Origin of the sequence: Leclercia sp. 29361 (assembly GCF_011290365.1) — a bacterium.
GTDB classification, from domain to species: Bacteria; Pseudomonadota; Gammaproteobacteria; order Enterobacterales; family Enterobacteriaceae; genus Enterobacter; species Enterobacter tamurae.
In genome coordinates, this window is sequence record NZ_CP049786.1 from 1,997,549 (window position 1) to 2,017,839 (window position 20,291).

Genomic DNA, 20,291 nt, shown 5'->3' on the forward strand with positions numbered 1-20,291 from the left:
GCAGGGGAGGTGCTTAACGGTGCGCCAGCTCTGCATGTTCATCGCTGTCCAGTACCGCTTTGTCGGTCTGCTTCAGCCACTGGCTGGTGAGCGTACCGGCGGTCATGGAGCCGCTGACGTTCAGCGCGGTTCGGCCCATGTCGATCAGCGGTTCAACGGAGATCAGCAGTGCCACCAGCGTTACCGGCAGACCCAGCGCAGGCAGTACGATCAGCGCAGCGAAGGTCGCGCCGCCGCCCACACCGGCCACACCAGCAGAGCTCACGGTCACAATCCCGACCAGGGTCGCAATCCAGACCGGATCCAGCGGGTTAATGCCCACCGTTGGCGCTACCATCACCGCCAGCATCGCCGGATAAAGACCGGCACAACCGTTCTGACCGATAGTCGCGCCAAAGGAGGCGGAGAAGCTGGCGATCGATTCCGGCACGCCCAGACGACGGGTCTGCGCTTCCACGTTCAGTGGAATAGATGCCGCGCTGGAGCGGCTGGTAAAGGCGAAGGTCAGTACCGGCCATACTTTACGGAAGTATTTCAGCGGGCTGACGCCGTTCACGCCGAGCAGAATGCCGTGGACCACAAACATGATGCCCAGACCGAGGTATGAAGCGACCACGAAGCTGCCCAGCTTGATGATGTCCTGCAGGTTAGAACCTGCCACCACTTTGGTCATCAGCGCCAGAACGCCGTATGGGGTCAGCTGCATCACCAGACGCACCAGCTTCATCACCCAGCTCTGCAGGGTGTCGATGGCGGCCAGCACGCGCTGGCCTTTCGGGGCGTCATCTTTCAGCAGCTTCAGTGCCGCCACGCCGAGGAAGGCAGCGAAAATCACCACGCTGATGATTGACGTCGGGTTGGCCCCGGTCAGATCGGCAAACGGGTTTTTCGGGATAAAGGAGAGCAGCATTTGCGGTACGGAGAGATCCGCAACTTTACCCGCATAGTTGGTCTCGATGGCGGTCAGGCGCGCGGTTTCCGCGGTGCCCTGCACCAGACCTTCTGCGCTCAGGCCAAACAGGTTGGTGACCAGCACACCCACCAGGGCAGAGATCAAAGTGGTAAACAGCAGCGTGCCGATGGTCAGAACGCTGATTTTACCCAGCTGGGAAGCGTTATGCAGACGGGCTACTGCGCTCAGAATAGAGGCAAACACCAGCGGCATAACAATCATCTGCAGCAGCTGGACGTAGCCGTTACCCACCACGTTAAACCACTGGATAGACTCTTTCAGCACCGGGCTGCTGGCACCGTAAATGGCCTGCAGCGCGAGGCCAAAGACCACACCCATCACCAGACCGACCAGTACTTTTTTTGCCAGGCTCCACTGTTTGTGACGCGACTGCGCCAGCAACAGCAGTAAGCCGACGAACACCACGATGTTCGCGATTAATGGAAAGTTCATCCCCGTTCTCCTGATTAAATTGCAGATCGGTATTAGGTCCGACCTTATTGGCGCAAGATTATCAGAAGTGTGATCTGGTCGCTTATATCCAAATGGAATGGGTTATGCAAAAACGGCTAAATTTGGCCAGTTACTGTTCACTTTGATGATGAATAAAGCGGTTGAACTGAAACTGCAGGGAATTGATCATGTGCGACGACCAGCGCACGGCCCCGTTTTCCGGCACCGTCTGTGGCATCCACACCGCCCAGGCGAAGAGAGCCATGCACAGGACGCGCTCCAGCTGGTTACCTTTTTGCGGTCTGAGGATTGGCAGACGGAAACGCCAGCGGCAGGGCCACAGCAGGGGAACGCCCGCCGGCGTCAGCATGTCCGCCAGAATATGGCTCAGATAACCCAGCACCATCCCCTGAATGGCATCCGCCGGGATCAGCCAGCTATCCGGGACTTTTAAATAGAACAGGGTGAGAACGCCAAATACCGCCAGCAGGCTATGGGTAAAGCCGCGATGGCCGCAGGCGCGGGCAATGGGTTTGGAGATCCACTTCAGCCGCTGGCCAAGCAGCGACTTGGGGTGATCGATATCAGGTAACAGGCAGGTCAACACTGCCGATGGCACGATATGCCACCAGTCACCCTGCGCCAGCACAGGTGTAAGCTCAGCGTTTTTGGCAAACACTGCGCAGGCGAGAGAAAAGAGCAGATGACCTTCCGCCGTCATGATAAAACCCACTAAACTGTCGATGCATCCAGTATAGGGTTTTTATACAGTAGACGGAAGCGGTGACGGTGTAACTCTTTGTCACAAACCTGTTAACGGGCGAGCCAGCCACCATCCACGGCGATGGTATAGCCGTTGATATAGTCCGAGGCTGACGAAGCCAGAAACACCGCCGGGCCCTGTAAGTCTTCCGGCTTACCCCAACGACCTGCCGGAATGCGATCGAGGATCGCTTTGCTGCGCTGCTCGTCGTCGCGTAACTGCTGGGTGTTGTTGGTTGCCATATAGCCCGGTGCGATGGCGTTGACGTTAATGCCATGTTGCGCCCACTCGTTAGCCAGCAGACGGGTGATCCCCAGCACGCCACTTTTTGACGCGGTATAGGAAGGAACGCGGATCCCACCCTGGAACGACAGCATGGAGGCGATATTAATAATTTTGCCCCCTTGCCCCTGAGCGATGAACTGGCGGGCCACCGCCTGGGAGAGGAAAAAGACCGATTTCAGGTTGAGGTTCATCACATCATCCCAGTCCTTCTCACTGAAGGAGAGAGCATCTTCCCGACGGATGGTGCCGGCGTTATTAACCAGAATATCGACCCGTCCCATCCCGGCGACCGTCTGCCCGACAATATCGTCAATGCCATCCTGCTTGCTGAGATCGGCCTGAATGGCCAAAAACCGACGCCCCAGGGCCTTCACGCCTGCGGCGGTCTCTTCCGGGACACGGCGATTAACGCTCACAATGTCGCAGCCTGCCTGAGCCAGACCCAGCGCCATGCCCTGGCCGAGGCCGGTATCACAGCCGGTAACGATGGCAACTTTTCCTGAAAGATTAAAGGCATCCAGTATCATACAGACCTCAGAAAGTAGGGGGGTATAGTTGTTCTGAGATAAGCATAGAAGCAGCAGAATGGAATATCAAATGGAAATGAAATGATGTTTTAAAAATATTAGATGGATCATATTTGCGGGCAACAGGGCGTTACCCGCGGTCGCTAACTATCCGCGCAGATGGGCGGCGGTGAGCGCCTGCAGTGAGTCCAGTTTGACGTCCGCCAGCGCGTAACGGGCATCATGCTGGTTCTCTTCAGCGGGGACGACGATAGCGCGCATCCGCGCCGCTTTGCTGGCAATCATGCCGTTAACGGAGTCTTCCAGCGCCACGCAGCAGGTTGGATCGATGCCCAGCTTCGCGGCGCAGTCCATATACACCTGCGGATGCGGCTTGCTGTAAGGCAGTTTTTCTGCCGAGGCCAGCGCATCAAAGCTGTCGTGCAGATCAAACATAATCAGCACTTTTTCCAGCATATGCAGCGGCGAAGCGGAGGCGAGACCCACCTTCAGCCCTTGCGCTTTGCACAGGGCCACAGCTTCACGTGCCCCTTTCAGCAGCGGGCGGTTCTCTTCCACCAGCGTCAGGGCCCGGTTGATAATGCGGTCGGTTACCTCGTCACGGCCTGGTCCCACCCACGGCTGGTGGGCGTACCAGAGTTCAACCACCATATCGATGCGCAGGCCGAGGGTGTCCGGCAGTTCGTGACGGCGGGTGATATCCACGCCCAGGCTGGCCATCACATCCAGTTCAGCACGATCCCAGAGCGGCTCGGAATCAATCAGTAATCCATCCATATCAAAAATGGCTGCAAGAATTTGACGCGGCGTCGACATGCAACTTCTCCTTTCGTGGGTGTTGATCAGAGGTAAAGGCTACCTAACCCTGGCAATTTACCATATCGCCTGCAAAGAACGGGCGAAAATGACATCCAGCAGGTAGACTTAGCCTCAAAGGATGTATTTTAAAAATGAGGAACCGATGACATATCAACAAGCTGGACGTGTAGCGATACTGAAGATCATCGCCGGATGGATAATTTTTATCCCGGCAGTGATCTCAACCATTATTTCCGTCCTGAAATTTATCTATGACCACAGCGAAAAGCAGGCCGGGATCAATGCCGTGATGCTGGATTTTGCCCACGTCATGATCGAGATGATGCGCTTTAACACGCCATTTCTGAATTTCTTCTGGTACAACTCTCCGACGCCCGATTTCCGGCAGGGGATGAATATCGCGTTCTGGATTATTTTTGCCCTGATCTTTATTGCCCTGGCGCTGCAGGCTTCAGGGGCGCGGATGCGTCGACAAACCCGTATGATTCGCGAAGGACTGGAGGCACAGCTGATTCTGGAGAACGCGAAAGGAGAAGAGGGGTTAAGCCGCGAGCAGATCGAATCGCGTATCGTGGTACCGAATCACACCATATTCCTGCAAATTTTCACACTCTATGTGCTGCCGGTGCTGATGATCGTCGCCGGGTACTTCCTGTTCTCCCTCCTCGGGCTGATATAAGCATTCGTTGCCGGGCAGTGCTGCCCGGCAGTCTGTGCGTTACGCTGCCAACACCCGCTCGAGCGCCCTCTGCGCAGTCACCAGATGCTCGCCGCCAAACAGAATGGCGCGGTTCATCAGGGTATAGAGCTGATACACCGGCTGTCTTTGCAGAAAACCGGCCGGTAACGGCGAGATCGACTGATAGCCGTCGTAAATCTGCGGCGGTTGCTCAGGATGCAGCGGCAGCATAGCCAGGTCGCACTCCCTGTCTCCCCAGTAGCAGGCCGGATCGAAGATATAAGGACCGTTCGGGCCCAGCGCGCAGTTATCGGACCATAAATCGCCGTGCAGCAGCGATGGCTGCGGCTGGTGCGAGGCCAGACGCTGCTGAATATGATCGACAATGGCATCGATGTTGCCGAACTCCAGCCCTTTTTCTGCCGCCAGCTCCAGCTGCCAGCCGATCCGTTGTTCAGCAAAGAAGGTCGCCCAGCGTCGTTGCCAGGCGTTAGGTTGCGGCGTGGTGGAGAGGTCATTGTCAAAATCGAGACCGAACTGCGGCTGCTCGCTCCACTGATGCAGGCGGGCAATCTGTTGCCCCAGAATGAAGGCGTTGTGCGCATCGAGAGGACGGGCAGGGAGGTAGTCCATCACCAGAAAACTGTAGTCGCGATCGCTGCCGACGGCCCAGACCTGGGGTATGGAGACGGTTTTGCTGCGGGAGAGCAGTTCCAGCTGGTCAGCTTCCGCGGTGAAGATGGGTAACAGCTCGCGTTCATCACATTTTACGAAGAGGTCGCGTCCTGCATAGCGAAGATGCCATGCGGCGTGGATCTCGCCCCCTGGCAGCTCGTTACGCAGTTCAATTTCACCTTCGCCCAGTTGTTCACTTAAAAGATGACTGATAGCCTGCCACATGATAGCTCTCCCATGTTGTCTGCCAGATCATAAAGTTAGCGTGAAACTATGGTCAAAAAACACGAACTAACGCACATCTGGGCCGTTTGGTTGACCCTATGGCATTTATTGTTGCTGCTGGTGCCAGTTTTCCCAGCTCGTCACCTCAACCTGGGGCGCTTTACCGGTGGCGCTCTCTACCAGACCCGTGGTCAGCGCTTTTACCTCGTCTTCACTCAACGCGCTAATCAGTCCGTAGGTATGGGTCCCCAGCTCGTGCAGCGTGCCATCCTCGTCGGTCATGGTCAGTAAAAAACCGCCGCGGGTAAGATGGTTGTTGATTTCATTGAGTTCTGTCAGCGAGTCTTCATGAATTTTGACGGTTACCACGTAGCGAGCGATCTCTCCACTGCTCATAATTCACCTCGTTGTTATCACGAAAGTTTTTTTAGCATAGACGATTCATGCCATTTGTCGCCCTCGCCGGGTCACCGGGAGGGCCATGATTACGCATTGGTCAGATAAGTGAATATTTTCTGTGTGTCATCCAGGGAACAGAGCCGGGTACCGTGATTGATGGTCGCCGCGCTGCCTGCCGCCACGCCGTATTGGGTCATCTCCCGTAAGGAGGCACCCTGCGCCAGCTTCAGGGTCATGGCCCCCACCATGCTGTCACCCGCGCCGACGGTGCTCTGGCTTTTCATCGGCGGCGGTACAACCTGCACTGAACCGGTCTCATCCACGGCCAGCGCACCTTGTGGGCCGAGCGACACCACGACTCGCCGGGCTTTGCCGCTTTTCACCAGCTCTTCAGCGGCGCGGCGCACGTCATCCGGCTGGCTGAGATCGCGATTGACCAGCGCGCTCAGCTCTTTCTGATTGGGTTTCACCAGCTCGATATTACCGAGGGTCAGCGCGGCGCTGAGGGCCTCCCCGGAGCTGTCAACGATGCAGCGGATGCCGTTCTGTTGCGCAGCGCGGATCAACTGCGTCAGCCGTTCGGTTTTGACCCCGGGAGGCAGACTGCCGCTGATCACCAGCAGCGCGCCGCTCTCGATGGCCAGCACTTTCTCTTCCAGCTGGCGAAACTCATCATCGCTCAGCGTCGCACCGGGCATCACAAAACGGTACTGCTCGTGGGTGGATTCAACATGCACGTGCAGGTTTTGCCGGGTCCAGTCGTGGGACTCAATCGTGTCCACGGCGACCTGTTCATCAGCCAGAAGCGAGACCAGATGCTCACCTGTGGCGCCGCCCGCGGGAAAAATGGCAGTGGCTTTTCCGCCCAGGTGCACAATGGCGCGCGCCACGTTAATCCCACCGCCGCCGGGTTCAAATACCGGCGCGCTGCAGCGGAGTTTACCTTCAGGATAGAGTTGTGCCGTCAGGGTTGCGCTGTCCAGAGAAGGGGAGAGCGTCAACGTAAAGATACGATCCATGCTGATCTCCTTTGAATGAGGATAGCCTTAAGCCTGGCACCTAACCCGCGGAAGGGAAAGTAAATAACAATATGATTTTAAATATGAATATCGTTACGTACCCTGACGTTTATTTATAAATAACCGGCTGGTTTAAGATCGTTCTTATTCCAAAAATGAAACAAGAAATCATTGCTATGTTATTTGAGCCTTTTTATAATTTGTTACCTTTCGTTGGATCTCATGGCATTGATCCGCAAGAAAGTTTCCGGGACCGTAATGGTCTCTTTTTTTGTTGTACGGACTCTTTATAAATGAAGCTTTTAAAGACAGTACCCGCTGCAATGATGGTAGCGGGAGGCCTGTTTGCGTCAATGCATGCAACAGCCGATGATTCCGTTTTTACTGTCATGGACGATCCCTCCACTGCACAGAAACCTTTTGAAGGCAACCTGAACGCAGGTTATCTGGCGCAATCAGGCAATACCAAAAGCTCCTCCCTGACCGCTGACACCACTATGACCTGGTACGGCACCAGCACCGCCTGGTCGCTGTGGGGTAACGCCAGCAATACCTCATCTAACGATGAGCGCTCTTCCGAGAAATATGCGGTGGGTGGGCGTAGCCGTTACAACATGACTGACGTTGACTACCTCTTCGGCCAGGCAAGCTGGTTGACCGACCGCTACAACGGCTATCGCCAGCGTGATGTAGCAACGGCCGGTTATGGTCGTCAGTTCCTGAACGGTCCGGTACACAGCTTCCGCTTTGAATTTGGTCCGGGTGTACGTTACGACGAATATACTGACGGCGACACCGAAACCCAGCCGCTGGGCTATGCGTCCGGGACCTATGCCTGGCAGATGACCGATAACGCCAAATTTACCCAGGGCGTCTCTGTCTTTGGCGCTGACGACACTACCGTCAACTCTGAGACTGCGCTGAACGTGGCGATTAACGCCCATTTCGGGCTGAAGGTTGCCTACAATGTGACCTGGAACTCTGAGCCACCAGCCTCTGCACCGGAACATACCGATCGCAGAACTACCGTCTCTCTGGGTTACAAAATGTAATCGCAGCGGGCCAATAATATATTGGCCCGTTTTTAATTTTTGTGCTGATAAATAATAAACAGTGTTTTAAAATATAGCCGCAGCCGATATCTCCATATTTTCTCCATAATTCCCCGCTTTGTTAACATTCAGTTTATTTGACACGAATTGATAAATATTTTGACTATGCAAAAGTGTGATCCAGATCTAAACTATGAGGATAAGTTAGATATTGCTCTAAGTTGGTCTGTATTAATTCAGTAAGAGAAAAACATCATGAATAAAATCACAACTGCTTCTGCAGCAATAGTGCTTTCTGCACTGTCGTTCGGCGCATTTGCCGCTGATTCTGCATATAACTCTGCCAGTGACACGTCTACACAAATTGGCATCACGAAAGCCTCTGATGTAGAAGCCGGATCGAACATCGCCCCGGGCTCGCAATCTACCGGGCAATCCATGGATGACGCGTTCGACGTGCATAAACTGGTTGCCGGTGAATGGTCCTGATTGATTCGTCAAACACGATAAATTCATTTGCTGGCTGTTATTACCGCTAAAAAAAACCGGATTCTGATGTACCGGTTTTTTTATTTCTGTATTTTGTGTAAAGATAATTAAAACGTAAGTTTATATTCGTTGGGATTACGCAAAAAAGCGTAACAACGTTAACTTACAGAAGAGGGAAGATGAGATTAACCCCAAAGCATGGCTGCCCAACGGAATAACAGCAGGGCAGCACAAAGGGTGATTAACACAATCACCATCTTCCAGTATTTTTTTGAAAAGCGTTTTGTCGGCATCAAATCATCCTTGTTCTTTGGTGGCGGTAGTTTACCAAAGAGCAAAAATAATTGCGCTTCGCCGGGATGTCAAAGCGTCAGGCGCTTGCAACTATGAGCTTCAAAACCAGTGAAACTTATCTGCCAGAATCACGAGTAATGCGGTGGCAGAAAGAATGTTCAGGATAACGACTGTTCTGCTGGATACGTTCATAATATGCCCCATAGCGTGTTGAAGGACCTGTTCAAGAATAGCCCAGCCCCCCGGTATTGCGAGAAGCTGTTTGAATTTCAACGTTAAACTCATGCAAAAGTACTAACGCGTTCAATCTGCCCGTAAGGGTGTTTTCACCCTGGCGTTAGTGTTACCATCAACAGGCTGATCGTAAATTGCCATTTTTCTGATTTCGATCCTGTGCATGATTGCGGGCCAATTTGACGATTGTTGGTCAGATGGCTTTGCAATTCACTGTAAATTAAAGATTATTTTCTTTGCATATGCTCTTATGTGTGGGGCATCACTGCAAATAAGGACATAAAATGCCTGTAATTACTCTTCCTGATGGCAGCCAACGCCATTTCGACCGCGCCGTCAGCCCAATGGATGTTGCGCTGGATATCGGCCCGGGTCTGGCGAAAGCCACTATTGCTGGCCGCGTAGACGGTGCGCTGGTTGATGCTTCCGATTTAATTGAAAACGATGCGAAGCTGTCGATCATCACCGCGAAAGACGAAGAAGGTCTGGAGATCGTTCGTCACTCGTGCGCTCACCTGCTCGGTCATGCGATCAAGCAGCTGTGGCCTAACACCAAAATGGCTATCGGCCCGGTTATCGACAACGGTTTCTACTATGACGTTGACCTTGACCACACGCTGACCCAGGAAGATATCGAAGCCCTCGAAAAGCGTATGCACGAGCTGGCTGAGAGCAACTACGACGTCATCAAGAAGACTGTCAGCTGGCACGAAGCGCGTGAAACCTTCGTGAAGCGTGGCGAAAACTACAAAGTCACTATTCTTGACGAGAACATTGCTCATGATGACAAGCCTGGCTTGTATCATCACGAAGAATACATCGACATGTGCCGTGGACCGCACGTGCCGAACATGCGCTTCTGCCATCACTTCAAACTGATGAAAACCGCGGGCGCTTACTGGCGTGGCGACAGCAACAACAAAATGTTGCAGCGTATCTACGGTACCGCCTGGGCTGACAAAAAAGCCCTGAACGCGTACCTGCAGCGCCTGGAAGAAGCGGCGAAGCGTGACCACCGTAAAATCGGTAAACAGCTCGACCTGTATCACATGCAGGAAGAGGCGCCAGGTATGGTCTTCTGGCACAACGATGGCTGGACTATCTTCCGCGAACTGGAAACTTTCGTGCGTTCCAAGCTGAAAGCGTACCAGTATCAGGAAGTGAAAGGCCCGTTCATGATGGACCGTGTGCTGTGGGAAAAAACCGGCCACTGGGACAACTACAAAGATGCGATGTTCACCACCTCCTCTGAGAACCGTGAATACTGCATCAAGCCAATGAACTGCCCGGGGCACGTTCAGATCTTTAACCAGGGTCTGAAATCCTATCGCGATCTGCCGCTGCGTATGGCAGAGTTCGGTAGCTGCCACCGTAATGAACCATCAGGCGCACTGCATGGTCTGATGCGTGTTCGTGGCTTTACGCAAGATGATGCTCATATCTTCTGTACTGAGGATCAGGTACGTGATGAAGTTAACGCCTGTATTCGTATGGTCTACGATATGTATAGCACCTTTGGCTTCGAGAAGATCGTGGTCAAACTCTCAACGCGTCCGGAAAAACGTATCGGTAGCGATGAGACCTGGGATCGTGCTGAGGCGGATCTCGCCGTGGCGCTGGAAGAGAACGGTATCCCGTTCGAATACCAGCTGGGCGAGGGCGCATTCTACGGTCCGAAAATTGAATTTACCCTGTATGACTGTCTCGATCGTGCATGGCAGTGCGGTACTGTACAGCTGGACTTCTCCCTGCCGCAGCGTTTAAGCGCCTCTTATGTTGGCGAAGATAACGAGCGTCAGGTGCCGGTAATGATTCACCGTGCTATCCTCGGTTCACTGGAGCGCTTCATCGGCATCCTGACCGAAGAGTTCGCGGGCTTCTTCCCAACCTGGCTTGCGCCAGTGCAGGTGGTAGTGATGAACATTACTGATTCTCAGGCTGATTACGTTAAAGAATTGACGCAGAAACTACAAAATGCGGGCATTCGCGTAAAAGCAGACTTGAGAAATGAGAAGATTGGCTTTAAAATCCGCGAGCACACTTTACGTCGTGTCCCGTATATGTTGGTCTGTGGTGATAAAGAGGTGGAAGCAGGCAAAGTTGCCGTTCGCACCCGCCGTGGTAAAGACCTGGGCAGCCTGGACGTAAATGAAGTGATTGAGAAGCTGCAACAAGAGATTCGCAGCCGCAGTCTTCAACAACTGGAGGAATAAGGTATTAAAGGCGGAAAACGAGTTCAAACGGCACGTCCGAATCGTATCAATGGCGAGATTCGCGCCCAGGAAGTTCGCTTAACAGATCTGGAAGGTGAGCCACTGGGGATTGTGAGTCTGAGAGAAGCGATCGAAAAGGCTGAAGAAGCTGGAGTAGATTTAGTTGAAATCAGCCCTAACGCCGAACCGCCAGTTTGTCGTATCATGGACTACGGCAAGTTCCTTTATGAAAAGAGTAAGTCTTCCAAGGAACAGAAGAAGAAACAAAAAGTTATCCAGGTTAAGGAAATCAAATTCCGTCCTGGTACCGACGATGGCGATTATCAGGTAAAACTCCGCAGCCTGATACGCTTTCTCGAAGAGGGCGATAAGGCCAAGATCACACTGCGTTTCCGCGGTCGTGAGATGGCCCACCAACAGATCGGCATGGAAGTGCTTAACCGCGTCCGCGACGATCTGAGTGAACTGGCAGTAGTCGAATCCTTCCCTACGAAGATCGAAGGCCGCCAGATGATCATGGTGCTTGCTCCTAAGAAGAAACAGTAGGCCTTCAAGTAGCAATTTCTGTGGAGCCGAAAGGCTTCACAGATTTTGTTCGCCTTTGTTTCGTTTATTAACAATGCGAAGTGGAAGTTATTAAAATGCCAAAAATTAAGACCGTACGCGGTGCTGCTAAGCGCTTCAAAAAAACCGGTGGTGGTGGATTTAAGCGTAAGCACGCAAACCTGCGTCATATTCTGACCAAAAAATCTACTAAGCGTAAACGTCACCTGCGTCCAAAAGGCCTTGTTTCTAAAGGCGATCTGGGCCTGGTAATCGCGTGCCTTCCGTACGCATAAGTCGTTAACGTTTTTTAACTTTTTAATTAGAATAGATACAGGAGAGCACATATGGCTCGCGTAAAACGTGGTGTAGTTGCCCGTGCACGTCACAAGAAAATTTTGAAACAAGCCAAAGGCTACTACGGTGCGCGTTCACGCGTATACCGCGTTGCCTTCCAGGCAGTTATCAAAGCTGGTCAGTACGCTTACCGTGACCGTCGTCAACGTAAACGTCAGTTCCGTCAACTGTGGATTGCGCGTATCAACGCAGCAGCACGTCAGAACGGTATTTCTTACAGCAAATTCATCAACGGCCTGAAAAAAGCCTCTGTTGAAATCGACCGTAAGATCCTGGCTGACATCGCAGTATTCGACAAGTTAGCGTTCACCGCGCTGGTCGAAAAAGCGAAAGCAGCTCTGGCATAAGCCAGTTGAAGAGGGAGCTCTGCTCCCTCTTTTCGTTTCAACAGCATCAAAACGTTGACAATTTTTCGCCGACCCTTTTCAATAAGGCGTTAGGTCTCTTACCACACAAGGTAATGCAAGCATGAATGCTGCTATTTTCCGCTTCTTCTTTTACTTTAGCACCTGATATCAGGGGGCTAGCGCGTGAAAGACGAAACGGAAAACAGCGCCAGAAAGCCTCCTGATGGAGGCTTTTTTCGTATCTGCCGCTTGTAAATATCGCTACATAACGAGGAAAACCATGTCACATCTCGCAGAGCTGGTTGCCAGTGCAACGGCCGCCATTAACCAGGCCTCAGATGTTGCCGCGTTAGACAACGTCCGCGTCGAATATCTGGGCAAGAAAGGGCACCTGACCCTTCAAATGACTACCCTGCGTGAGTTGCCGCCAGAAGAGCGCCCGGCTGCAGGTGCGGTGATTAACGAAGCCAAAGAGCAGGTTCAGCAGGTACTGAACGAGCGTAAAAACGCGCTGGAAAGCGCCGCGTTGAACGCACGTCTCGCTGCCGAAACCATCGATGTCTCCCTGCCGGGGCGTCGTATTGAGAACGGTGGTCTGCACCCGGTCACCCGCACTATCGACCGTATTGAAAGTTTCTTCGGTGAGCTCGGCTTTACCGTGGCGACTGGCCCGGAAATCGAAGACGATTACCATAACTTCGATGCCCTGAATATCCCAGGCCACCACCCGGCACGTGCTGACCACGACACTTTCTGGTTTGATGCTACCCGCCTGCTGCGTACCCAGACCTCTGGCGTGCAGATCCGTACCATGAAGGAGCAGGAACCGCCGATCCGCATCATCGCCCCGGGCCGTGTCTATCGTAACGACTACGATCAGACCCACACCCCAATGTTCCATCAGATGGAAGGCCTGATCGTTGATAAAAACATCAGCTTCACCAACCTGAAGGGCACGCTGCACGATTTCCTGAACAACTTCTTTGAGGAAGATCTGCAGGTTCGTTTCCGCCCGTCCTACTTCCCGTTCACCGAACCGTCCGCAGAAGTTGACGTGATGGGTAAAAACGGTAAATGGCTGGAAGTGCTGGGCTGCGGCATGGTGCACCCGAACGTTCTGCGTAACGTCGGCATTGACCCGGAAGTGTACTCCGGCTTTGCGTTCGGTATGGGGATGGAGCGTTTGACTATGCTGCGTTATGGCGTGACCGACTTACGCGCTTTCTTCGAAAACGATCTGCGTTTCCTCAAACAGTTTAAATAAGGGCAGGACAGAACAATGAAATTCAGTGAACTGTGGTTACGCGAATGGGTGAACACCGAGCTCGACAGCGAGGCGCTCTCTAACCAGATCACCATGGCAGGCCTGGAAGTGGACGGCGTTGAGCCGGTTGCCGGCGCCTTTAACGGCGTGGTGGTCGGTGAAGTCGTGGAGTGCGGCCAGCACCCGAACGCAGACAAACTGCGTGTTACCAAAGTTAACGTGGGCGGCGAACGCTTGCTCGATATCGTCTGCGGCGCGGCAAACTGCCGTCAGGGCCTGAAAGTGGCCGTGGCCACCGTTGGTGCGGTGTTGCCGGGCGATTTCAAAATAAAAGCGGCGAAACTGCGTGGCGAGCCGTCTGAAGGCATGCTGTGCTCCTTCTCCGAGCTGGGTATTTCCGACGATCACTCCGGCATCATTGAGCTGCCAGCGGATGCGCCAATTGGCACCGACCTGCGCGAATACCTGAAGCTCGACGACAATACTATCGAGATCAGCGTCACCCCGAACCGTGCCGACTGCTTAGGCATTATCGGTGTGGCCCGCGACGTAGCAGTACTGAACCAGACCGCACTGAACGCGCCTGAGATCGCCCCTGTTGCGTCCACTATCACCGACACCCTGCCAATTCAGGTTGAAGCTGCTGACGCCTGTCCGCGCTACCTGGGCCGTGTAGTGAAAGGTATCAACGTTAAGGCGCCAACGCCGCTGTGGATGAAAGAGAAGCTGCGTCGCTGCGGCATCCGTTCTATCGATGCGGTGGTTGACGTAACCAACTACGTCCTGCTGGAGCTGGGTCAGCCGATGCACGCGTTCGATAAAGATCGTATCGAAGGCGGGATCGTCGTGCGCATGGCGAAAGAGGGTGAAACGCTGGTCCTGCTGGACGGCAGCGAAGCCAAACTGAATGCCGACACCCTGGTCATTGCCGATCACGGCAAAGCCCTGGCGATGGGCGGTATCTTCGGCGGCGACCACTCCGGCGTGAATGATGAAACCCGGAACGTACTGCTGGAGTGTGCCTTCTTCAGCCCGCTGTCCATTACCGGCCGCGCACGCCGTCATGGTCTGCACACCGATGCGTCTCACCGCTATGAGCGTGGCGTGGATCCGGCCCTGCAGTACAAAGCGATGGAACGTGCCACCCGCCTGCTGATCGACATCTGCGGCGGCGAAGCCGGTCCGGTGATCGATGTCACCAGCGAAGCCCATCTGCCGAAGCCTGCGACCATCACTCTGCGTCGCAGCAAGCTGGATCGCCTGATTGGCCATCACATTGCCGATGCGCAGGTGAGCGACATTCTGCGCCGTCTGGGCTGTGAAGTAACCGAAGGACAGGACCAGTGGACTGCCGTGGCGCCAAGCTGGCGTTTCGATATGGAGATCGAAGAAGATCTGGTGGAAGAGGTTGCCCGTGTCTACGGCTACAACAACATTCCTGATGAGCCGGTGCAGGCTGGCCTGGTGATGGGTTCCCATCGTGAAGCCGACCTCTCTCTGAAGCGTGTCAAAACCATGCTGAACGACAAAGGCTATCAGGAAGTGATCACTTACAGCTTCGTTGATCCAAAGGTGCAGCAGCTGATCCACCCGGGCCAGGAAGCCTTGATCCTGCCAAGCCCAATCTCCAGCGAAATGTCCGCCATGCGTCTGTCCCTGCTGACCGGCCTGCTGAACACCATCGTCTACAACCAGAACCGCCAGCAGAGCCGCGTGCGCATCTTCGAAAGCGGTCTGCGCTTTGTGCCGGACACCCAGGCTAACCTCGGCATCCGTCAGGATCTGATGCTGGCAGGCGCTATCTGCGGCAACCGCTATGAAGAGCACTGGGATCTGAGCAAAAACAGCGTTGATTTTTATGACCTGAAGGGCGATCTGGAATCGGTGCTCGATCTGACCGGTAAATTGTCCGAAATTGAGTTCCGTGCTGAAGCTATTCCAGCCCTGCATCCGGGCCAGAGCGCCGCGATTTATCTGAAAGGTGAACGCGTTGGTTTCATTGGTGTTGTGCACCCGGAGCTGGAGCGCAAGCTGGATCTTAATGGCCGTACGTTGGCGTTCGAACTGGAGTGGAACAAGGTCGCAGACCGCGTCATTCCTCAGGCTCAGGACATTTCTCGCTTCCCGGCGAACCGTCGTGATATCGCCGTTGTAGTGGCCGAAAATGTGCCTGCCGCAGATATTTTGGCCGAATGTAAGAAAGTTGGCGTAAATCAGGTAGTTGGCGTAAACTTATTTGACGTGTACCGCGGCAAGGGCGTAGCAGAGGGCTTTAAGAGCCTGGCTATCAGCCTAATCCTTCAGGATACCAGCCGTACACTCGAAGAAGAGGAGATTGCCGCTACCGTCGCCAAATGTGTAGAGGCATTAAAAGAGCGATTCCAGGCATCATTGAGGGATTGAACCTATGGCGCTTACAAAAGCTGAAATGTCCGAATATCTGTTTGATAAGCTTGGGCTTAGCAAACGGGATGCCAAAGAGCTGGTTGAGCTGTTTTTCGAAGAGATCCGTCGCGCTCTGGAAAATGGTGAGCAGGTAAAACTCTCCGGCTTTGGTAACTTTGATTTGCGCGACAAGAATCAACGTCCGGGTCGTAACCCGAAGACGGGTGAGGATATTCCCATTACAGCCCGCCGCGTGGTGACCTTCAGACCCGGCCAGAAGTTAAAAAGCCGTGTCGAAAACGCTTCACCCAAAGCAGAGTGATATGATCTAACCAAAAAGGCCGCTGATGCGGCCTTTTTTCTTTGCGCTGCTGTAAACCCGCCGTAAAATCAATTACATCATTCACCCGCAAAATGACTCCAATGCCCGAATTTGCCCGTCAGCAGTACCGCTCCGATCTGCGTAAATTGCTCTTTCTGTCACTGGCGCTGGCGATCGCGCTGGGGGTGAGCCTTTGCGCCGGCGATCGGTGGATCGGGCCTGAGGCATGGTTTACTCCCCGGGGGGAGCTGTTTATCTGGCAAATTCGCCTCCCGCGTACCCTGGCCGTGGTGCTGGTAGGCGCGGCGCTGGCGCTTAGCGGAACCATCATGCAGGCCCTGTTCGATAATCCGCTGGCAGAGCCAGGATTATTGGGCGTCTCGAACGGCGCCGGGGTCGGGCTGATTGCCGCCGTGATGCTCGGTGGCGGGGCACTATCGGGCTGGAGTTTAAGCCTCTGCGCCATCGTCGGGGCGCTGATTATTACCCTTATTTTGCTGCGTTTTGCCCGTCGCCATCTCTCCGTGAGCCGCCTGCTGCTTGCCGGGGTGGCGCTGGGGATCATCTGTAGCGCCCTGATGACCTGGGCGGTCTATTTCTCCACCGCCTTCGATCTCCGTCAGCTGATGTACTGGATGATGGGCGGCTTCGGCGGCGTGGACTGGGGGCAGGGCTGGCTGATGCTGCTGCTGGCACCGGCTATCGTCTGGGCCTGCTTTCAGGCCGCGCCGCTGAACATTCTGGTGCTGGGGGAGATTTCCGCCCGCCAGCTCGGCCTGCCGCTCACCTTCTGGCGCAACACGCTGGTGGTCGCCATCGGCTGGATGGTGGGGGTGAGCGTGGCCCTGGCTGGCGCGATTGGATTTATTGGTCTTGTCATCCCCCATATGCTGCGTTTGTGTGGTATTACCGATCACCGGCTGTTGCTGCCCGCTGCGGCGGTGACAGGGGGCGCAACGCTGCTTTGCGCTGATATTATCGCCCGCCTGGCACTCAACGCCGCGGAGCTGCCCATTGGGGTAGTGACCGCAACGCTGGGCGCACCCGTGTTTATCTGGCTACTCTTAAAAGCCGGACGTTAAGTACAGCCCATCTGAACCACAACCTGAGAGAATGCTATGCCGAACGATATTCTGAACACTGAAGTAACGACCATTGATGGCAAAACCACCACCCTGGAAGAGTTCAAAGGCCAGGTACTGCTGATAGTGAACGTGGCATCGAAATGCGGCCTGACGCCGCAGTATGAGCAGCTCGAAAACATCCACAAAGCCTGGGCAAAGGATGGCTTTACCGTGCTGGGTTTCCCGTGCAACCAGTTCCTCGGCCAGGAGCCAGGTAGCGAAGAGGAGATCAAAACCTTCTGCAGCACCACCTATGGCATCACCTTCCCGATGTTCAGCAAAGTCGAGGTCAACGGCGAAGCGCGCCATCCGCTGTATCAAAAACTGATTGCCGCCGCACCGGTGGCTGTCGCGCCTGAAAGCAGCGGTTTTTATGAGCGTCTGGCGAGCAAAGGTCGCGCGCCGCTCTATCCGGATGACATCTTATGGAATTTCGAAAAATTCCTGATTGGCCGCGATGGGGAAGTGGTCCAGCGTTTTGCGCCGGATATGACGCCTGAGGACCCGATCCTGATGGAAGCGATTAAGCTGGCACTCGCGAAGTAATGTCGATTCTGATGCAGCTCAATGGCGTGGCGGAACACGGGCGTCTGCAGCCGCTTTCCGCCCAGGTGAATGCGGGGGAGATCCTGCACCTGGTCGGCCCGAACGGAGCAGGCAAAAGCACATTGCTTTCGCGTATGGCCGGGCTGAGCGCCGGGCAGGGCGAAATCCTGTTGCAGGGAGAATCCCTTTCCCGGTGGTCCTCCGCGTCGCTGGCCAGCCGCAGGGCCTATCTGGCGCAGCAGCAAACTGCGCCCTTTGCCATGCCGGTCTGGCACTATCTGACGCTGCATCAGTACGACAGTCAGCAAAAAACGCTGTTAAGCGAGGTAGCAGCGGCGCTGGGGATTGAGGATAAGCTGTCGCGACACGTCAGCCAGCTCTCCGGCGGGGAGTGGCAGCGCGTGCGGCTGGCTGCGGTGATCCTGCAAATTCACCCCAGCGGCAACCCGCACGGCCAGCTGTTGTTGCTGGACGAGCCGATGAACAGTCTCGACGTCGCCCAGCAGGTGGCGCTCGACCGGCTGTTAAGCGCGCTGTCCCGCCAGGGCATTGCGGTGGTGATGAGCAGCCACGATCTGAACCACACGCTGCGCCACGCCCATCGTGTCTGGCTGCTGAAGCGGGGTCAGCTGATCGCCAGCGGCACGCGCGACAGCGTGTTGACGCCGCCGAATCTGGCCAAAGCCTACGACATGTCCTTCCGTCGGCTGGATATCGAAGGTCACAGAATGATCATTTCGACGTCGCAGGAATAGCCGCTTGTTGCAGAGCGACATATTCACAGGCTAAATTACAGAAAGCACAAAAAATCAGAGGATTCGTCAGGAATGCGATTCTGTTTTCTCCTTGTGGCCGCGCTATTTCTTGCAGGATGCAGCAGCCATCGCGCACCGCCGCCGAATGCGCGGCTGTCTGATTCTATTGCCGTGATTGCAGGCCTGAACGATCAGCTGCATAACTGGGGCGGCACCCCTTATCGCTACGGCGGCATGTCGCGTGGCGGAATTGATTGTTCGGGATTTGTGCTGCTGACTTTCCGCGATCGGTTTGCGCTCAAGCTGCCGCGCGAAACCCGCCAGCAGGCAACTATCGGCACCGAAATTGATAAAGACGATCTGCTCCCGGGCGACCTGGTATTCTTTAAAACCGGCTCCGGCGAAAGCGGGCTGCACGTCGGGATTTACGACACCGATAACCAGTTTATTCATGCCTCCACCAGCCGGGGGGTGATGCGTTCCTCTCTTAATAACGTCTACTGGCGCAAAAACTTCTGGCAAGCCCGACGTATTTAGTCCTGTCGCGCCCCCTGGCGCGACATTTTCTTTCATCTGAAAATGAAATTCATTAGCCCGCCTTAATTGTGGAGAAATAGTTAGTCGCTGAATTAATTTGATGCAATTCTTATTGTTAGCGACAACTGGCTATTAAGCGGTATCCAGGATAAGATTATTTCAGGACTAAGGAAAATCCGAATATTTAATGGAACGAATGAAATTAATCTTATTAAAATCCATAAAGTTGAATTGCTTCAGCATATGTTTCAGGATGTCTTGTATCGTTTTTAAACCGGGTCGGACGCCATGATTGTGATGCTGGATATTGCTTATCAGTCTGAATTGTTATTACTCCCTGCGCGACATGATTCTGGGGCGCTTACCGGCCTTGAAATAGTCGTGAACTTTGTCGGGGTGGATAATCAGGTCCGTATTCCGACGGAGCTGGTGCGCCCGTACCTGTCTCCCGCGCAAGAGCTGACGCTGTTTCAGGAACAGCTGGCAATGCTCGACAGCTGCAAACTCTTTTTTATTCAGCAACAGCTGACGGCATGGATAAATATCTCTCCGGTCATTGTTGAATACCTGTTAACGGAAGAAAATGGGGTTGCAATAGGTGAGCAACATCCGTGGCTGGAGTTCTGCATTAATGAGAATTATCCGGATCTGAATAAAGGCAATATGAATACGGCTCTGATGGACTTTGCCCTGCGTTTTCCTCTGGTGCTGGGCAATTTTGGCGCCGGGGATGCCTCCACTAAAGCCATTTTTGATGGCATGTTTAAACGTGTGGCGCTGGATAAAAACTTCATTCAACAGCATTTAAATGATAATACATTCGAACTGTTATTACGGGCGATCATGACTCAGGTTTCGCCTTACTGTCAGTCGTTGATGGTGGCAGGCGTGGACGATGAGCTTGTCCTGCAGCGCCTGTCGGCATTTGGCTTTAGCGCCATGCAGGGCGGGTTATGGCCTGCCGTTCCCCTTGAACGCATTACCACCCTGGTGCAGGGATAACCCTTTTCTTGCCTGGTGTTTAACATCTGAT

At 54.1% G+C, this 20,291-nt stretch carries 25 protein-coding genes and 1 other annotated feature; of the genes, 16 read left to right on the plus strand and 9 right to left on the minus strand.

Annotated features, from left to right (window positions below; genetic code table 11):
• Positions 1 to 13: 13 nt before the first annotated feature.
• The 4 genes from G7090_RS09490 to hxpB form a co-directional block, all read right to left on the minus strand.
• Positions 14 to 1,405 (minus strand): L-cystine transporter, encoded by a 1,392-nt coding sequence (locus G7090_RS09490; RefSeq protein WP_166182226.1) that lies wholly within the window; start codon positions 1,403 to 1,405, stop codon positions 14 to 16.
• Between the two features lie 130 nt (positions 1,406 to 1,535).
• Complete coding sequence (locus tag G7090_RS09495; RefSeq protein WP_106993625.1) at positions 1,536 to 2,126, minus strand: metal-dependent hydrolase; 591 nt, start codon at positions 2,124 to 2,126, stop codon at positions 1,536 to 1,538.
• Positions 2,127 to 2,218: 92 nt separating this feature from the next.
• The gene (gene kduD, locus G7090_RS09500) at positions 2,219 to 2,980 is read right to left on the minus strand and encodes a 2-dehydro-3-deoxy-D-gluconate 5-dehydrogenase KduD (RefSeq protein WP_166182227.1); all 762 of its coding nucleotides are present in this window, start codon (positions 2,978 to 2,980) and stop codon (positions 2,219 to 2,221) included.
• A 147-nt stretch (positions 2,981 to 3,127) separates the two neighbouring features.
• Complete coding sequence (gene hxpB / locus G7090_RS09505) at positions 3,128 to 3,796, minus strand: hexitol phosphatase HxpB (RefSeq protein ID WP_166182228.1); 669 nt, start codon at positions 3,794 to 3,796, stop codon at positions 3,128 to 3,130.
• Positions 3,797 to 3,941: 145 nt separating this feature from the next.
• Here hxpB and G7090_RS09510 point away from each other — a divergent pair, with 145 nt between their 5' ends.
• Positions 3,942 to 4,478 (plus strand): YniB family protein, encoded by a 537-nt coding sequence (locus tag G7090_RS09510; RefSeq protein WP_166182229.1) that lies wholly within the window; start codon positions 3,942 to 3,944, stop codon positions 4,476 to 4,478.
• A 39-nt stretch (positions 4,479 to 4,517) separates the two neighbouring features.
• Here the strand turns inward: G7090_RS09510 and G7090_RS09515 are convergent, their stop codons facing one another.
• The 3 genes from G7090_RS09515 to pfkB all read right to left on the minus strand — a co-directional run bounded on the left by G7090_RS09515 (position 4,518) and on the right by pfkB (position 6,796).
• Positions 4,518 to 5,378: a fructosamine kinase family protein gene (locus tag G7090_RS09515; RefSeq protein ID WP_166182230.1), complete on the minus strand. Its 861-nt coding sequence runs from the start codon at positions 5,376 to 5,378 to the stop codon at positions 4,518 to 4,520.
• A gap of 105 nt (positions 5,379 to 5,483) precedes the next feature.
• Positions 5,484 to 5,774, minus strand: a complete 291-nt coding sequence (ghoS, locus tag G7090_RS09520) for a type V toxin-antitoxin system endoribonuclease antitoxin GhoS (RefSeq protein ID WP_106993629.1) — start codon at positions 5,772 to 5,774, stop codon at positions 5,484 to 5,486.
• Positions 5,775 to 5,863: 89 nt separating this feature from the next.
• Positions 5,864 to 6,796, minus strand: coding sequence for a 6-phosphofructokinase II (gene pfkB, locus G7090_RS09525; RefSeq protein WP_106993630.1), 933 nt, complete (start codon positions 6,794 to 6,796; stop codon positions 5,864 to 5,866).
• A 293-nt stretch (positions 6,797 to 7,089) separates the two neighbouring features.
• On the opposite strand from pfkB, the gene G7090_RS09530 reads away from it, so the two are divergent.
• Complete coding sequence (locus tag G7090_RS09530; RefSeq protein ID WP_106993631.1) at positions 7,090 to 7,848, plus strand: YdiY family protein; 759 nt, start codon at positions 7,090 to 7,092, stop codon at positions 7,846 to 7,848.
• 255 nt (positions 7,849 to 8,103) lie between these two features.
• Entirely contained in the window at positions 8,104 to 8,337 is a 234-nt protein-coding gene (locus G7090_RS09535; RefSeq protein ID WP_106993632.1) for a hypothetical protein, read from the plus strand.
• A 185-nt stretch (positions 8,338 to 8,522) separates the two neighbouring features.
• Here G7090_RS09535 and yniD read toward each other — a convergent pair whose 3' ends face one another.
• A complete protein-coding gene (yniD, locus tag G7090_RS23740; RefSeq protein ID WP_242685365.1) occupies positions 8,523 to 8,630 on the minus strand; it encodes a small membrane protein YniD in 108 nt (35 codons plus the stop codon).
• 100 nt (positions 8,631 to 8,730) lie between these two features.
• Positions 8,731 to 8,916, minus strand: a complete 186-nt coding sequence (gene yncL, locus G7090_RS23925; protein ID WP_312078419.1) for a stress response membrane protein YncL — start codon at positions 8,914 to 8,916, stop codon at positions 8,731 to 8,733.
• Positions 8,917 to 9,149: 233 nt separating this feature from the next.
• Between yncL and thrS the strand changes: the two genes are divergently transcribed.
• From thrS to G7090_RS09605, 13 genes are all read left to right on the plus strand, one after another.
• Positions 9,150 to 11,078 (plus strand): threonine--tRNA ligase, encoded by a 1,929-nt coding sequence (gene thrS / locus G7090_RS09545; RefSeq protein ID WP_166182231.1) that lies wholly within the window; start codon positions 9,150 to 9,152, stop codon positions 11,076 to 11,078.
• A 3-nt stretch (positions 11,079 to 11,081) separates the two neighbouring features.
• Positions 11,082 to 11,624 (plus strand): translation initiation factor IF-3, encoded by a 543-nt coding sequence (gene infC, locus G7090_RS09550; RefSeq protein ID WP_106993634.1) that lies wholly within the window; start codon positions 11,082 to 11,084, stop codon positions 11,622 to 11,624.
• A gap of 95 nt (positions 11,625 to 11,719) precedes the next feature.
• Complete coding sequence (rpmI, locus tag G7090_RS09555) at positions 11,720 to 11,917, plus strand: 50S ribosomal protein L35 (protein WP_003030583.1); 198 nt, start codon at positions 11,720 to 11,722, stop codon at positions 11,915 to 11,917.
• A 51-nt stretch (positions 11,918 to 11,968) separates the two neighbouring features.
• Positions 11,969 to 12,325, plus strand: coding sequence for a 50S ribosomal protein L20 (gene rplT / locus G7090_RS09560; protein WP_012017122.1), 357 nt, complete (start codon positions 11,969 to 11,971; stop codon positions 12,323 to 12,325).
• A gap of 116 nt (positions 12,326 to 12,441) precedes the next feature.
• Positions 12,442 to 12,565 (plus strand) — a sequence feature (Phe leader region).
• Positions 12,447 to 12,491 carry a pheST operon leader peptide PheM gene (gene pheM, locus G7090_RS09565; RefSeq protein ID WP_001386830.1) on the plus strand — a complete coding sequence of 15 codons (45 nt, stop codon included), beginning with the start codon at positions 12,447 to 12,449 and terminating at the stop codon, positions 12,489 to 12,491. Its footprint overlaps the feature before it by 45 nt.
• Positions 12,566 to 12,605: 40 nt before the next feature.
• Complete coding sequence (gene pheS / locus G7090_RS09570; protein ID WP_106993635.1) at positions 12,606 to 13,589, plus strand: phenylalanine--tRNA ligase subunit alpha; 984 nt, start codon at positions 12,606 to 12,608, stop codon at positions 13,587 to 13,589.
• Positions 13,590 to 13,604: 15 nt separating this feature from the next.
• Complete coding sequence (gene pheT / locus G7090_RS09575; protein WP_166182232.1) at positions 13,605 to 15,992, plus strand: phenylalanine--tRNA ligase subunit beta; 2,388 nt, start codon at positions 13,605 to 13,607, stop codon at positions 15,990 to 15,992.
• 4 nt (positions 15,993 to 15,996) lie between these two features.
• Positions 15,997 to 16,296 carry an integration host factor subunit alpha gene (gene ihfA / locus G7090_RS09580; protein ID WP_006820203.1) on the plus strand — a complete coding sequence of 100 codons (300 nt, stop codon included), beginning with the start codon at positions 15,997 to 15,999 and terminating at the stop codon, positions 16,294 to 16,296.
• Between the two features lie 101 nt (positions 16,297 to 16,397).
• Entirely contained in the window at positions 16,398 to 17,378 is a 981-nt protein-coding gene (btuC, locus tag G7090_RS09585; protein WP_166182233.1) for a vitamin B12 ABC transporter permease BtuC, read from the plus strand.
• A 36-nt stretch (positions 17,379 to 17,414) separates the two neighbouring features.
• A complete protein-coding gene (locus G7090_RS09590; RefSeq protein ID WP_166182234.1) occupies positions 17,415 to 17,966 on the plus strand; it encodes a glutathione peroxidase in 552 nt (183 codons plus the stop codon).
• Positions 17,966 to 18,721 carry a vitamin B12 ABC transporter ATP-binding protein BtuD gene (gene btuD, locus G7090_RS09595; RefSeq protein WP_166182235.1) on the plus strand — a complete coding sequence of 252 codons (756 nt, stop codon included), beginning with the start codon at positions 17,966 to 17,968 and terminating at the stop codon, positions 18,719 to 18,721. The genes G7090_RS09590 and btuD overlap by 1 nt, the downstream gene beginning before the upstream one ends.
• Before the next feature lie 72 nt (positions 18,722 to 18,793).
• Positions 18,794 to 19,258 (plus strand): NlpC/P60 family protein, encoded by a 465-nt coding sequence (locus tag G7090_RS09600; RefSeq protein WP_106993640.1) that lies wholly within the window; start codon positions 18,794 to 18,796, stop codon positions 19,256 to 19,258.
• Positions 19,259 to 19,546: 288 nt separating this feature from the next.
• Positions 19,547 to 20,260: an EAL domain-containing protein gene (locus G7090_RS09605; RefSeq protein ID WP_166182236.1), complete on the plus strand. Its 714-nt coding sequence runs from the start codon at positions 19,547 to 19,549 to the stop codon at positions 20,258 to 20,260.
• Positions 20,261 to 20,291 lie beyond the last annotated feature (31 nt).